The sequence below is a fragment of the Rhodoferax sp. genome (genome assembly GCF_037143375.1).
Classification (GTDB): domain Bacteria; phylum Pseudomonadota; class Gammaproteobacteria; order Burkholderiales; family Burkholderiaceae_C; genus Rhodoferax.
Window position 1 is genome coordinate 1 of the sequence record NZ_JBAWYV010000090.1, and the last position, 13,451, is coordinate 13,451.

At 61.1% G+C, this 13,451-nt stretch carries 15 protein-coding genes; 4 read left to right on the forward strand and 11 right to left on the reverse strand.

Features of this window, described 5'->3' with window-relative positions:
- The 4 genes from ftsA to WCG50_RS13035 form a co-directional block, all read left to right on the forward strand.
- On the forward strand, positions 1-758 hold a 758-nt coding region (ftsA, locus tag WCG50_RS13020), incomplete at its 5' end, for a cell division protein FtsA (RefSeq protein ID WP_336900032.1).
- A gap of 142 nt (positions 759-900) precedes the next feature.
- Positions 901-2,139 (forward strand): cell division protein FtsZ, encoded by a 1,239-nt coding sequence (gene ftsZ / locus WCG50_RS13025; protein WP_336900033.1) that lies wholly within the window; start codon positions 901-903, stop codon positions 2,137-2,139.
- Positions 2,140-3,063 carry a UDP-3-O-acyl-N-acetylglucosamine deacetylase gene (gene lpxC / locus WCG50_RS13030; protein ID WP_336900034.1) on the forward strand — a complete coding sequence of 308 codons (924 nt, stop codon included), beginning with the start codon at positions 2,140-2,142 and terminating at the stop codon, positions 3,061-3,063.
- Positions 3,064-3,066: 3 nt separating this feature from the next.
- Positions 3,067-3,243 carry a hypothetical protein gene (locus WCG50_RS13035; protein WP_336900035.1) on the forward strand — a complete coding sequence of 59 codons (177 nt, stop codon included), beginning with the start codon at positions 3,067-3,069 and terminating at the stop codon, positions 3,241-3,243.
- On the opposite strand, the gene WCG50_RS13040 is transcribed toward WCG50_RS13035, so the two are convergent.
- From WCG50_RS13040 to WCG50_RS13090, 11 genes are all read right to left on the reverse strand, one after another.
- The gene (locus WCG50_RS13040) at positions 3,240-3,737 is read right to left on the reverse strand and encodes a hydrogenase maturation protease (protein ID WP_336900036.1); all 498 of its coding nucleotides are present in this window, start codon (positions 3,735-3,737) and stop codon (positions 3,240-3,242) included. The two genes, WCG50_RS13035 and WCG50_RS13040, sit on opposite strands and share 4 nt — an antisense overlap.
- Positions 3,734-5,257: a Ni/Fe hydrogenase subunit alpha gene (locus WCG50_RS13045; protein ID WP_336900037.1), complete on the reverse strand. Its 1,524-nt coding sequence runs from the start codon at positions 5,255-5,257 to the stop codon at positions 3,734-3,736. The genes WCG50_RS13040 and WCG50_RS13045 overlap by 4 nt, the downstream gene beginning before the upstream one ends.
- 2 nt (positions 5,258-5,259) lie before the next feature.
- Positions 5,260-5,838 (reverse strand): NADP oxidoreductase, encoded by a 579-nt coding sequence (locus WCG50_RS13050; protein WP_336900038.1) that lies wholly within the window; start codon positions 5,836-5,838, stop codon positions 5,260-5,262.
- The gene (locus tag WCG50_RS13055) at positions 5,835-6,566 is read right to left on the reverse strand and encodes a 2Fe-2S iron-sulfur cluster-binding protein (RefSeq protein ID WP_336900039.1); all 732 of its coding nucleotides are present in this window, start codon (positions 6,564-6,566) and stop codon (positions 5,835-5,837) included. The genes WCG50_RS13050 and WCG50_RS13055 overlap by 4 nt, the downstream gene beginning before the upstream one ends.
- Complete coding sequence (locus WCG50_RS13060; protein ID WP_336900040.1) at positions 6,563-8,353, reverse strand: NAD(P)H-dependent oxidoreductase subunit E; 1,791 nt, start codon at positions 8,351-8,353, stop codon at positions 6,563-6,565. Before WCG50_RS13060 ends, WCG50_RS13055 begins: the two co-directional genes overlap by 4 nt.
- Before the next feature lie 164 nt (positions 8,354-8,517).
- Complete coding sequence (ruvC, locus tag WCG50_RS13065) at positions 8,518-9,069, reverse strand: crossover junction endodeoxyribonuclease RuvC (RefSeq protein ID WP_336900041.1); 552 nt, start codon at positions 9,067-9,069, stop codon at positions 8,518-8,520.
- A gap of 22 nt (positions 9,070-9,091) precedes the next feature.
- Positions 9,092-9,733 carry a Bro-N domain-containing protein gene (locus tag WCG50_RS13070; protein WP_336900042.1) on the reverse strand — a complete coding sequence of 214 codons (642 nt, stop codon included), beginning with the start codon at positions 9,731-9,733 and terminating at the stop codon, positions 9,092-9,094.
- 101 nt (positions 9,734-9,834) lie between these two features.
- Positions 9,835-10,584, reverse strand: coding sequence for a transglycosylase domain-containing protein (locus tag WCG50_RS13075; RefSeq protein WP_336900043.1), 750 nt, complete (start codon positions 10,582-10,584; stop codon positions 9,835-9,837).
- A 4-nt stretch (positions 10,585-10,588) separates the two neighbouring features.
- Entirely contained in the window at positions 10,589-11,422 is an 834-nt protein-coding gene (gene aroE, locus WCG50_RS13080) for a shikimate dehydrogenase (RefSeq protein WP_336900044.1), read from the reverse strand.
- 2 nt (positions 11,423-11,424) lie between these two features.
- Complete coding sequence (locus WCG50_RS13085) at positions 11,425-12,282, reverse strand: TonB family protein (RefSeq protein ID WP_336900045.1); 858 nt, start codon at positions 12,280-12,282, stop codon at positions 11,425-11,427.
- The coding region (locus WCG50_RS13090) for an RNB domain-containing ribonuclease (protein WP_336900046.1) at positions 12,279-13,451 on the reverse strand (1,173 nt) is incomplete at its 5' end. The genes WCG50_RS13090 and WCG50_RS13085, both read right to left, overlap by 4 nt.

Genomic DNA, 13,451 nt, shown 5'->3' on the forward strand with positions numbered 1-13,451 from the left:
TCGTGACCGGCGCCCAAAGCGCGGCCGAGAACATCATCAAATGCGTGCGCCGCTGCGGTCTGGAAGTGGACCAACTGATGCTCAACCCGCTGGCCAGCAGCCTGTCGGTGCTGACGCAGGACGAGCGTGAACTCGGTGTGGCGCTGGTCGACATTGGTGCCGGTACCACCGACGTGGCAATCTTCACCAACGGCGCCATTCGCCACACGGCCGTGATCCCGATCGCCGGTGACCTGATCACCAGCGACATCGCCATGGCTTTGCGCACCCCCACCAAGGACGCCGAAGACATCAAGGTCGAGAACGGTTTTGCCAAGCAAATGCTGGCCGACCCCGAGTCGCAGGTCGAAGTGCCCGGTCTGGGTGACCGCGGCCCGCGCATGCTGAGCCGCCAGGCGCTGGCCGGTGTGATTGAGCCGCGGGTTGAAGAAATTTTCTCGCTGGTGCACCAGGTGATGCGCGAGTCAGGCTTTGAAGAAATGCTCTCCAGCGGCATCGTGCTGACCGGTGGCAGTTGCATCATGCCGGGCATGGTGGAGTTGGGTGAAGATATTTTCCTGAAGCCGGTGCGCCGGGGTATTCCGCGCTACAGCGGCGCCTTGTCCGACATGGTGGCCCAGTCACGCGCCGCCACCGTCATGGGCCTGCTGGAAGAAGCCCGCATGGCGCGCCTGCGCGGCTTCAAGGTGGCACAAAAAAATGGGTCGATGAAGACCGCGTTCGGCCAGGTCAAAGACTGGTTTGTGGGGAACTTCTAGCCATGAAAACCAGAACCTGGCTGGCCCGTGCCAGCCCCCCTGTGCGCTGGCGGTGGGTCGATCCACCTAAGCCTGGCATCACAAATTGAAGCTTATTGAATTTTTGAAATTGTTAAATAATTGAACCCCCAAGGAGAGAAAAATGCCTATTGAAATGATTGATGAAGAAGCCTTTAACCAAGGCACCCAGATCAAGGTGATCGGCGTTGGCGGTGGCGGTGGCAATGCTGTCGGCCACATGATTGGCTGCGGCGTGCAAGGGGTGGAATTCATCTGCGCCAATACCGATGCCCAAGCCTTGAGCAGCAGCGATGCACACAAAACCATCCAGCTCGGCATCACGGGCCTGGGCGCTGGTAGCAAGCCCGACAAAGGCCGCGAAGCCGCTGAACTGGCGGTTGATGACATCCGCGCCGCCATCGAAGGCGCGCACATGTTGTTCATCACGGCCGGCATGGGTGGCGGTACCGGCACCGGTGCGGCACCTGTGATCGCCCGCGTGGCGCGTGAGATGGGCATTCTGACCGTGGGCGTGGTCACCAAACCGTTCGAGTTTGAAGGCGGTCGCCGCATGACCAATGCCGACAGCGGCCTGGCCGAACTGGAAGCGAATGTCGACTCGTTAATCGTCGTGTTGAACGAAAAACTGCTTGACGTGCTGGGCGACGACGTCACCCAGGACCAGGCGTTTGCCCACGCCAACGATGTGTTGAAAAACGCTGTCGGCGGTATTGCCGAAATCATCAACGTGCCTGGCCATGTCAACGTCGACTTTGAAGACGTGCGCACCGTCATGGGTGAGCCTGGTAAAGCCATGATGGGCACTGCGGTGGCCGCTGGCCCGGACCGCGCCCGCATCGCCGCCGAACAAGCGGTGGCGTGTCCGCTGCTCGAAGGCATTGACCTCTCGGGTGCCAAGGGCGTGCTGGTGTTGATCACCGCCGCCAAGGGCTCCCTGAAGTTGTCCGAGTCCAAGCTGGCCATGAACACCATTCGTGCCTACGCGTCGCCTGATGCGCATGTCATCTACGGCACCGCCTACGACGATGAGCTGGGTGACCAGATTCGCGTCACTGTGGTCGCTACGGGCCTGAGCCGCATGGGCGCACGCCGCACGGCACCGCCGCTGCAAGTGCTGCGCACCGGTACCGACAACGTGCCTTTCCATGTGCCGACCCTGAACACACCCGTGAGCGGTTCGATGGCCTCCAGTGGCATGGCTCCCGTGGGTCTGTCGCAACCGGACTATGGTTCGATGTCCACGCCGAGCGTCTGGCGCACCCGTGACCGTACCCAAGCGGCAGCCAAGGTTGATGCACTGGCATCGGGCGGCATGGATGATTTTGAGATCCCCGCGTTTTTGCGCAAACAAGCTGATTAGGTGCTTAAACAACGAACCCTCAAATCCCTGACCCGCGCCGTGGGCGTGGGGCTGCATAGCGGCCAGCGCGTCGAGATCACGCTGCGCCCGGCGCAGCCTGATACCGGAATCGTGTTCCGGCGGGTTGACTTGCCCGAGCCGGTGGAAATTCCGATCTCGGCTTTGGCGGTGACCGACACGCGGCTGGCGTCGACCATCTCTGCCGGGGGCGCGAAAGTGTTCACGGTGGAGCATTTGATGTCGGCCTGTGCCGGTTTGGGGGTCGACAACCTCTATGTGGACATCACCGCCGAAGAGGTGCCCATTTTGGATGGCTCGGCGGCGTCGTTTGTTTTTCTGCTGCAAACCGCCGGCATCGAGTTGCAAAATGCGCCCCGGCGCTTTATTCGCTTGCTCAAACCGGTCGAAGTGCGTGAGGGCGAAGGCGCCAACACGAAGTGGGCGCGCCTGGAGCCGTTCCACGGCTACAAGCTCAGTTTCGAGATTGACTTTGACCACCCGGCGGTGGACGCCACCGGCCAGCGCGTGGTTTTTGACATGAGTGTGGACTCCTATTCCAAAGACATTGCCCGCGCCCGCACTTTTGGTTTTACCAAAGATGTGGAAATGATGCGCGCCAACGGCCTCGCTCTGGGTGGCGGGCTGGACAACGCGATCGTGATGGACGATTACAAAATTTTGAATGCCGAGGGCCTGCGCTACGACGACGAGTTTGTGAAGCACAAAATCCTCGACGCCATGGGCGACCTCTACCTGATCGGCAAACCGTTTCTGGCCAGCTACAGCGCCCGGCGCTCCGGCCATGCCATGAATAACCTGCTGCTGCGGGAGTTGCTGAACCACCCGGATGCCTGGGACGTGGTGACTTTCTCGGACGAAAAACTCGCACCCAAGAATTTTGCGCAACTGGCGCGCGCCTGGTAAACCATGCTGCTCTTTCGCTGGCTCATTCTCCTGATGCTGCTGGGCGCGGTGGTGTCGTTTACGTTCTATGTGGCGACCGGTCAACCGCGCTACCGTGAGTACGGGCTGCGCACCCTCAAGTGGGCACTGATCGCGGGATTCGGGTTTTTTGCCGTACTGATTCTGGAGCGGATTGCTTAGACCACACAGTCGGGCGTTCGCTGCACTTGCGGTGCTCTCAGCCAGTCGAGAGCCCACTTTTGAGCCGCTGCCAGATTCGCCAAAGCGTCGGCGCTTGGCGGCTCTCCCAATTCAAAACGTTCACCGCGAATCGCCAGCAGCGTGCAAGGCGGTGGCGACTCTCCCCGCATCGTGCAAAACACCTGCATTACCGCTTGGGGTGACATGGCGTGCGTGGTGAAACTGGCATCTTGTGCCGCCTCTAACAGGGTTACTTCAAACGGAGTTTGGCACGTCAGGCTGGCATCAATGAACAGAACGCGCTGGCGTCCTACCAAGTCCAGCGCATGTTCAATTTGCAACTGGTAATCGTCAAGACATTCAACTTGGGAATCAGCGGCCAGCGCGTCGCGCAAGTGCTCAAGGCACAGGGGTCCCAAGGCATCGTCGCCCCGGCTCAGGTTGCCCCAGCCAAACACCAGCACCGGTGCCACCGCAGGGCGGTCAATCGTCATGCGGGCAGGCCGATGGCTGATGCCAGGTCGCGCTGCAGTTGGCCGCTTTGGGACTTGATGACCCGGTCAATCAACGTGCCGTCAGCCCCGACCAGCGCCACATCCAGCGGCATTTGGCCGAGCGCATGGGTGGCGCAGGACAGGCAAGGGTCGTAAGCCCGGATGGCGACTTCAATGTGGTTAAGCAGGCCTTCAGTCAACTCGTTCCCATCCAGGTACTCGCGTGCCACCGAGCGCACGGCTTCGTTCATGGCCTGGTTGTTGTGGGTGGTGGAGACGATCAGGTTGCACATCGTCACGAGGTCGTCGTCGCCCACTTCGTAGTGGTGAATCAGGGTGCCACGGGGCGCCTCGATCACGCCGACACCGCTGCGTCGTCGCGGGCCGCTGGCCATCAAATCGCCCGACAAAATAGCCGGGTCGTCGAGTAACTCCTTGATGACTTCGATGCTGTGCAGCATCTCGATCATGCGGGCCCAGTGGTAGGCCAGCGTGGCCTGGATCGGCTCGCCCTGGCCCCAGGCAATGAATTCGCGGCGCTCGGCTTCGGCCAGCGGGCTGGGGATGAAGTCGCAGTTTTGCATCCTCGCCAGTGGTCCGACCCGGTACCAGCCCAGATCAGGCCCCAGACTTTTGAGGAAGGGAAACTTCATGTAGGTCCAGGGCTTGACCGACTCCTCAATCAGGTCAAGGTAGTTTTGGTCATTGGCGCCGTCCACGATGATTTGACCCTTGTCGTCACGCGCCCGGAGCACGCCGTCGTACAAATCCATTGCGCCATCGGCCCGCACCAGCGAGAGCATGTTGGAGCGAAAGCTGCCGAAGCTGTTGTAAAGCGCCGGGTTCTGCGCGTGCAGTTGCTTGGCAATGTTGACGGCCTCTAATGCCCAGACGGTCATTTGCGCCACATCGCGTTGTAGCAGGGCGCGGTCTTCGGCGCTCACGTGCTTGTTCATGCCGCCGGGCACCGAGCCCGTGCCGTGCACCCGCTTGCCAGCGGTGACCCGAATCACCTCCTGCCCAAACTTGCGCAGCATCACGCCCTTGGTGGCGATCTCGGGGTGTGCCTGCACCACGCCCACGATGTTGCGTCGGTTGACATCCGAGTCAAAGCCAAACAACAGGTCGGGCGACGAGAGATGAAAGAAGTGCAGGGCGTGCGATTGCAGCATTTGCCCGTAGTGCATCAGGCGGCGAATCTTGTCGGCTGACGCGGTGACGGGTGATGCGCCCACGATCAGGTCCATCGCCTTGGAGGCTGCCAGGTGGTGTGACACCGGGCAGATGCCGCACAGGCGCTGCACCATCACTGGCACTTCCCAGTAGGGGCGGCCTTCGATGAATTTCTCAAAGCCCCGGAACTCGACGATGTGCAGGCGCACCTGTTGTACGTGGTTGTTGGCGTCGAGCAGGATGGTGACCTTGCCATGGCCTTCGACCCGTGAGACCGGGTCAATGGCCACACGGCGCAAGCCTTGCGTGACGGCGGCGGGGGAGGCGGTTTCAAGTGAGGTGTTCATGCTTAGTCGTAGTGCATCAAGCCATGGCCGAGGTGCGGTGTGCGCCCGGCCATGAGATCGTTCAAAAAGGTCCAGAAGGCATCGGCCGAGGGCGGGCAGCCGGGTAGAAAGTAGTCCACATGCACGACCTCGTGAATCGGGTGCACCTGGTTGAGCATCATGGGCAGTTCGGGGTCGTTGGGGATGGCGCTGCCCTTGCTCAGGCCGTTCCGTTCGGCGTAGGCGCTGTGCAGTATCACGCCCAGGTCCAGGTTGTTACGCTGCGCCGGCAAGCCGCCGTTGATGGCGCAAGCGCCCACCGCCACCAGCGTCTTGCACTGAGCTCGGAACTCGCGCAGCACCTGCACGTTCTCGGTGTTGCACAGACCGCCTTCGATCAGGCCAATATCACAACGGCCCACGGTCTTGATGTCCGTCAGCGGGGAGCGGTCGAATTCAACCAGCTCCAGCAGTTGCAACAGGCGCTCATCGATGTCCAGAAAAGACATGTGGCAGCCAAAACAACCCGCGAGTGAGACCGTCGCCAGTTTGAGCTTGCGCGGGGCGTGCAGGGGCGTCATAGTGTTGGTTTGAGTCGTCATGGTGCGTCTTCCTCAACCTGCTGTGAGATCGGTGAGATGTCAAAGCGGCGCTGCCCGTAGGGGGTGGCAAAGCCAATGCGCTTGTGCAAAATAGCACCGACCGGACAGATGTTGGCGGCCGTGTCGTTGGGTTTGAGGGCGCTGTCGGCCAGTTTTCCGCTGGGGCTGTTGACCACCAGGTGCGTCTGAATGCCGTGGCCGTCAATGGCAAAGACGTTTTTGCCATCAACCTCGGCGCTGGCGCGCACGCACAGGCTGCACAAAATGCAGCGGTTGAGGTCGAGCAGCAGATCGGGGTGGCTGGCATCGACCCGACGGTTGGGGTAAAACTCTTCGAAATGCGGCCCCTCCATGCCCATTTCATAGGCCGTGGCTTGCAGCAGGCATTTGCCACTTTTCTCGCACGATGGGCAAAAATGGTTGCCCTCGATGAACAGCATTTGCAGCACGGTTTTGCGCTGGGCGTTCAGTTCGTCGGTGTTGCTTTCAATGTTCTGGCCCGAGGCGGCCTGCACGGTGCACGCTGCGCCACTGCGCCCGTTAACCTTGACGGTGCACAGACGGCACGAGCCATTGGCTGAAAAATCCGGATGCCAGCACAGGTGCGGGATGTAGTGCCCGGCGCTGGTGGCGGCTTGCAGCACGGTGTCGCCGGGGCCAAATTCAACTTCCTGGCCGTCCAGTAAAAAAGTGCCCGGGCTCAGGGCGTCGATGCGGGTCTTGCTCACAATAAATTCTCCATGTGGGCCTGGCTGTCGTCACGTCCGGTCGCCAGACGCGCTTGCGAGACTTCAGCATCCATGTCAAAACCGGGCACAAAGTGCAAGGACTTCAAATGCCGCTCGTAGGCCGGGCGAAACTTGGCGATGGTGTCGCGCAGTGGGTTGCAGGCCGCCGCGCCCAGGCCGCAATGGGTGGTGCCGTGCATCAGCTTGTCGAGTTGGAACAGCACTTGCAGGTCATCGCTGGAACCGTAGCCCTGGCTGAGTTTGTCGAGGCGGCGCACCACCAGTTCGGTGCCGACCCGGCACGGTGTGCAAAAACCGCAACTCTCATGGGCAAAAAACTGGGCAAAGTTGCGCGCCACCTCAAACATGTCGCGCGACCGGTCGAACACCATGAAGGCGCCTGCGGTGGGCACATCCTCGAACCCAATACGGCGCGTGAACTCAAACGCCGACAGGCACACACCAGAAGGCCCGCCCACCTGCACCGCCTGGGTGTCCCGGGCACCGCAGTCTTCCAGAATGCGCCCGATGCGGGTGCCAAACGGGTACTCGTACAAGCCGGGGCGTTCGCAATCACCAGACACCGAGTGGATCTTGGTGCCGGTTGATTGCGCGGTGCCAATGCTCGCCCACCAGGCGCCGCCGTTGACCGCGATGTGGGTGACGGCGCTGAAGGTCTCCACGTTGTTGACCGTGGTCGGTTGCCCCAGATAGCCCCGCTCCACCGGAAACGGCGGGCGGATGCGGGGGGTGCCGCGTTTGCCTTCCAGTGATTCGATCAGTGCCGACTCTTCGCCGCAGACATACGCCCCGGCGCCGACATGGATGTCGATGTCAAAGTCAAAACCGGCCTTGCCCAGAATGGACGCGCCCAGCAGCCCTTGCTCACGGCGCCGTTGCAGCACGGCGTGCAGGTTTTCCAGCAAGTAGCTGTACTCGCCGCGCAGGTAAATCAGCCCGCGCTGGGCGCCCACCACGTAGGCGCCGATGGTCATGCCCTCCAGCACGGAGTCGGCATAGCTGGTGAGCAGCACGCGGTCCTTGAAGGTGCCGGGCTCGCCCTCGTCAGCATTGCACACCACGTAATGCGTGTGGCCCGGGGCGTTGCGGCAGAGTTGCCATTTGGTCGCGGTGGCGTACCCGGCCCCGCCGCGTCCACGTAACTTGGAGCGCTTGAGGTCCTCGAGCATGGCCTGCGGTCCGCGTGCTATGGCCGCCGCAATGCCCTGGCCGGGTGCGGGTTGGTGGCCCAGTTTGACGTCAGCCAAACGGATCGAATCATCTACCTGCGACCATACTGGCGGCCATTGGTCGGGCGGCACTTGTTGCTCAATCAGAGCCGCCATTTGCGCTATCCGCGGCGGTGTCAGGCGGGTGACCACATGCTTGTGGTTGATGAGCGCAGCCGGACCTTGTTCGCAAAGCCCGGTACAGGAGGTGGTGGCGACGCTGACGCGGCCATCAGCGCGCATCTGATTGGGTTGAATCTGTAGCCGTTGGCACAGGTCTTGTAGTAGCGCCTCGCTGCCGAGCATGCGGTCGGTGATGTTGTCGCTGAACAGCACGCGGTAAGTGCCTGCCGGGTGGGTATGAAAGAAGCGGTAGAAACCTGCCACGCCTTGCACATGGGCCAGCGTCAGGCCCAACGCGTCCGCAATCTGGCCCAGTAACTCTCGCGGCAACCAGCCCGTTAATTGCTGCGTTTCTCGCAGGATCTGAACCAAGCCCTGTGGCTTGTGGCCGTAGCGGGAAAGCACCCCGTCCAACTCACTTTGTTTGATATTCATGCTCGCCCAGTCGATGAACAAAAAATTCTCTAAAAACTAGATTTGACCCCGGTGTGTAGGCGATCAGCTTGAGAAAAAGCAAAAAATGAACCTATGACGCCTGTATTCTGGCCTTGAACAGGGCGCGGTGCAATGGGCAGATCAGGCCTCGCCAAGCCTGCTGTTCAGCGGCTGCGCCCGGCTTTGTATTTTCCGCTGCCAGCCCCCAGCGCGCCATCCGCTTGAGCCAGGCGGGCCATGGCCTTGGCGGCATGGGCGTGGGTAATAGCGAGGCCCAGCGCGTCGGCCGCATCCGGTCCGGGCAGGCCGGGCAGGGTGAGCAGGCGGCGCACCATTTCCTGCACCTGGGTTTTGTCGGCGCGGCCATAGCCGACCACGGCTTGTTTCATTTGGAGCGCGGTGTACTCGGCCACCGGCAAGTCAGTGAACACCAGTGCCGTGATGCAAGCACCACGGGCCTGGCCCAGCAGCAAGGTGGACTGCGGGTTGACGTTGACAAACACGATCTCCACCGAGGCCGAGTCCGGCTCGTAGCGCTCCACTACTTCGCGGATGCCATCAAACAAAATTTTCAGACGAGCCGGGAGTTGGCCGCGTTCAATGAATTTGGTGGTGTTGATGGTGCCGCTCGCCACGTAGCTGAGTTCGGATCCGTCCACATCAATCACGCCAAAACCAGTGGTGCGCAGACCGGGGTCAATGCCTAATATTCTCATGTGCTATTAAATTGAGAGCTGATTATGTTTGCTGAACAGGCAGGCCGGCGTAGCCGGGAAAAGCGCGAAAGTCGGTCAGGCTGAGGGTTTTAATCCTCACGCCAAAGGTGGCGCGGGCGATTTCGGCGGTCAATATCGAATACTCTTTGCCCTCGGCCACGCCGCGCGCTTTCCATTCGTCGGTCAGCTCCCCGCGCACGGAGATGGAGCGCAACCGTTTCTCGATCCACGCCTGCGGGTAGCCCTTGGCTTGGTACAACTCGCGGGCGCGGGCGCTGGCCAGCTCGGGGTTTTCGATTTCCTTCACCCGCTCGTAACCCACCTGGGCCAGCCAGCGTTTGAAGGGTTCGGCCTTGGGCGACGGGATGGACTGGATGATGCGGAACAGGCCTTCGGTGTTGGCGCAATTCACCCGCTGCGCACCGCCCGCCGTCTCAACCCGAAGGGGGGTGGCAATTTGCCCCCACCCTTTGGCCAGCTCCGGGTCGCGACGGCGCAGATCTTTGACATAACCTTCTGGCTGCACCGAATCGGTCAGAACGCCAATCACGTCAACAATGGCAAACCACCACTCCTCGTTATGCCAGACCCGGCGAATGGTGGTTTCTTGGAATACCGCAATGTGGTTTGCGGGTTCTGCGGCTGCTTCTGTTTTATTTTTCATGATGAACCCTTATGTTTTGCTATGTATTTAATAGCTTCTTGCGCTTATTACACTTGGGTTACAGCCTTATTAGGCTTAAAGTCAGTCTCGCAATGGCTTGCTCAAGGCAGCTCGGCATTCACCAGACGCCCGGCAATCACGCCAGCGCGCTCGGACAGGTAGCTGGAATTGGACAGCTTCTCGAAATACTTGGGGCGCGGCAGCATCACCGCCAAGCGGGCCGCCTCATAGGCGGTGAGGCGCGAGGCGGGTTTGCGAAAGTAATGTTGCGCGGCGGCCTCGGCGCCAAACACGCCCTCACCCCACTCCACGCTGTTGAGGTAAATCTCCAGGATGCGTTCCTTGCTCAGCAAGGCCTCCAGCAACATCGTCAAAACAAACTCCTGGCCTTTGCGCAACAGCGTGCGCTCGCCCGATAAAAACAGGTTTTTAGCCAATTGCTGCGTGATGGTGGAGCCGCCCACCACCTTGGGCGCGCGTGCTGGTTTTGCCACAGCGGTGCCTGATTTTTTGGACGGCGCGAGCTTGGCGACTTGTGCTTCGGCCTTGGCATTTTTTTGCCAGGCTTTCTCCAACGCGTCCCAGTCCACGCCGTCGTGGTAAGCGAAGCCATCGTCTTCAGAGGCGATCACGGCGCGCTTGAGATTGTCCGAAATCTGCGGGTAAGCCACCCACTGCTGGCGCCAAGGTAATTTGCCTTTTTCGTTCAAAATTCGCCAGGCTTCGGAGCGTTCAAAGGCGGTGGACTGCGGTGCCACCACCGCCATGCTGGCAATGCGAACAATAAAAAACAGTTGCAGTGCCAGCACTGCGGCCACGGCCAAACCCAACCAGCGTTTGAATGGTTTCATGGCCTTAGCCGATGGCTGCCCGCAACTCGGTCAAGACCTGTTGCGAGGGTGGGCGCACACCGCGCCAGATCAAAAATGACTCAGCGGCCTGCTCCACCAGCATGCCCAAACCGTCGCGGGCCACGGCACCGTGTTCGCGCGCCCAGTTCAGGAAGCCCTCGGCAGCGGGACCGTACATCATGTCGTAGGCCAGTGCGCCGGGTTTCAGGGTGCTGGCCGCAACCGGCACACCGCCCCCATTCAAGCTGCTGGCCGTGGCATTGATGATGACATCAAAATCGCCCTCCAGCCCCCGTAGATCCTGCGCGAGTAGCTCAGTTTTTTGTAGCAAAGCCAATGTGGCATGACGCGCCACCAGCGTGCTGGCCTTGGCCAGCGTGCGGTTGGTCACGGTGATATGGGCCGGTTGTGCCAGCAGCAGCGGCCCCAGCACACCGGCAGCAGCACCGCCTGCGCCGATCAGTAGCACCCGGCGACCGCGCAAGTCGACCCCGGCGTTGCGCTGGATGTCGCCCACCAGACCGGCGCCGTCGGTGTTGTCGGCCAGAATGGCGCCGTCTTTGAAGGTCAGCACGTTGGAGGCTTGCGCCAGCAAGGCGCGCTCGCTGGTGTGGGTGGCCAGGGCGGCCGCTTCAAACTTGAAGGGCACGGTGATGTTGCAGCCTTGGCCGCCTTCGGCCACGAACGCCTGCACGGCGGGCACAAAGCCGTCCAGCGCAATCAAGCGCTTGCCATAGCGCAGGGTCTGCCCCGTCAGTTCGGCAAAACGTGCATGAATCCACGGCGATTTGCTGTGTTCAATCGGGTGGCCCATCACGCAATAAAGATCAATCGTCATGGTTACTTGGTAGTGAGTTTGGTCTCTAAGGTTTCGTCGCGGGTGAACTTGAAGCGCGACACCACCCAGATCTGGTCAGCCTTTTGGTGCATGGCCTCGTTGAAGCGGCCAAACGGCGCGGCACTTCGCACAATGGCGTCGGCCCGGCGGTCAAGCGTGCGGCTGCCCGAGCTCTCGACAATTTCAGTCTTGAGGATGCGCCCGTCATGGTTGATGGTGACGCCCATGGTCAGCGTGCCATAGAGTTTTTTGCCGCCGACTTCGGGGAAGTTCTCGGTGCCTTTGTCTTCCACCGCTCGGCGCATGTGGTCGTAGTAGATTGCATACACCTCTTCGCGGGTAGCCGGACTGATGTAGCGTTTCTTGGGCCGGGCATTTTCCTGGTTGATGCGCCGCTCAATCTCGGCCAGCAGCTTGATCAATTGGCGGCGCTTTTCTTCGCGATCCTGCTCGTCGGGCGAAGTGCTGGCCTGCTTGGGATCAGGCGGGGGCAGGGCAGCCAGTTTGTTTTTGACCATCGCCAGCATCAGGTTTTGCTGCTCTTGCAAGTTTTGCAGTTTGCGCTGCGCTTCCTGCTCGGCGTCGTCACCCGTGACCGCCCGCAGTGACGGTGGCAGTGGGCTGGTGGCTCGGCCGGCCTCTGCATCGCCGCCACCGGCCATCGAGGCCTGGGCAATGGCTTGGGCTTTTTCAGGTCGCTCGGTGGTGCGGGCATTGACCAGAATCACTTCCAGCGGCGTGTCTTCAAACACGCGGTTGAAAGCCTGCGGGTCTACAAAACGCACCGTCAACAGCACGGCATGCACGGCGATGGAGGCGCCGAGTGCCAGCTGAAGAACGCTGAAAGAGCGCAGGTTCACGGTGTCGTTGTTTCCTGAATGACGGATGGGGTTTCGTCGGGAGTTTCGCTCATGTCCACCGCAATCGCAATCGGGCCGGCGGTGGCTTCTTCATCGTCATCACCAGCTTCGTCGGCGCCACTCTCGGCCTCAGTGACGGCGTCAAGTCGCTCAATGACGGTGCCATGGATGTCGAGCGTGACCTCGTCAATCTCACCCAGACGCACCAGCACGCGGGCGTTGCGTGGCAAACCGGCCGCACCCATCACCGGCAGCACCAGCGGCAGGTCGTCGGCGCGCACCATGTTGTCCTTGAAGACGGTGGCGGTGAGCTCGGTGATGCCGTTTTGCTGCACAAACTTGAGCGTCCAGAATCGCTCAATCGCCCGCTGGTAATCGTTGTAAGCGAAGTAAGCGCTATCAAAGCTGGAGATGATCGAGAACAGGTCGGCATCTTTGGGCTTGAACGGCGCCACCAGCGCGGCGGTTTTACCGTGGCGCGCGCAGGCAATGATTTGCCATTGGTTGACCAGATCGGTGTAGCGGCGCAGCGGCGAGCTACTCCAGGCGTAGCTCTTAACGCCCAGCCCAGCATGGGGCAAAGCGCGCGTGCCCATGCGCACCTTGACGCCCGGCAACATCGACGCCTGGCTGCGGTAAATACCGGGCACGCCCAGCTCCGCCATCCAGCTGCCCCAGGTGCTGTTGGCCAAAATCATGGCCTCGGACACGATCAGGTCCAGCGGCGCACCGCGCATCCGGATGCTGATCTGCACTTGCTCGGTGCCCTGCGGCTCGGCGCCGTCGTTGCCGACCAGCTTGAAGTTGTAATCAGGCCGGTTGAAGTTCTCCGGCTTGCCGCGCACCACTTCGCGCTTGGCTTTCAGGTCTTTGGCGAGGCGGTGCAAAAATGATAGCTGCTCACGCTTATGCAGCAAGGGCTGCGGGTCGATTTGGTGTAAAAACTCAGGGTTTTCCAGCCACTCGGTGGTGACGATGGCATCGAGCTGGTCGTGGCGCAAATTGGCGCCGATGTGCACGCGCTCCAGCTTGGTCTCGGTGCCGGTGATGGTCAGCGTGGCTTCGTCCAGCGTCACATACAAAGACACCGCCGGGCAGTCGCGACCCTCCATCAGCGTGTAGGTTTGCACCACGTCGTCGGGCAGCATCGTGACTTTGTAGCCCGGCAT

What these genes read in the sequence shown, in the direction of transcription:
- ftsZ (WP_336900033.1), top strand. Translation starts at nt 901, where the DNA reads ATGCCTATTGAAATGATTGATGAAGAAGCCTTTAACCAAGGCACCCAG.
- WCG50_RS13035 (WP_336900035.1), top strand. Translation starts at nt 3,067, where the DNA reads ATGCTGCTCTTTCGCTGGCTCATTCTCCTGATGCTGCTGGGCGCGGTG.
- WCG50_RS13040 (WP_336900036.1), bottom strand. Translation starts at nt 3,737, where the DNA reads ATGACGATTGACCGCCCTGCGGTGGCACCGGTGCTGGTGTTTGGCTGG.
- WCG50_RS13045 (WP_336900037.1), bottom strand. Translation starts at nt 5,257, where the DNA reads ATGAACACCTCACTTGAAACCGCCTCCCCCGCCGCCGTCACGCAAGGC.
- WCG50_RS13050 (WP_336900038.1), bottom strand. Translation starts at nt 5,838, where the DNA reads ATGACGACTCAAACCAACACTATGACGCCCCTGCACGCCCCGCGCAAG.
- WCG50_RS13060 (WP_336900040.1), bottom strand. Translation starts at nt 8,353, where the DNA reads ATGAATATCAAACAAAGTGAGTTGGACGGGGTGCTTTCCCGCTACGGC.
- ruvC (WP_336900041.1), bottom strand. Translation starts at nt 9,069, where the DNA reads ATGAGAATATTAGGCATTGACCCCGGTCTGCGCACCACTGGTTTTGGC.
- WCG50_RS13070 (WP_336900042.1), bottom strand. Translation starts at nt 9,733, where the DNA reads ATGAAAAATAAAACAGAAGCAGCCGCAGAACCCGCAAACCACATTGCG.
- WCG50_RS13075 (WP_336900043.1), bottom strand. Translation starts at nt 10,584, where the DNA reads ATGAAACCATTCAAACGCTGGTTGGGTTTGGCCGTGGCCGCAGTGCTG.
- aroE (WP_336900044.1), bottom strand. Translation starts at nt 11,422, where the DNA reads ATGACGATTGATCTTTATTGCGTGATGGGCCACCCGATTGAACACAGC.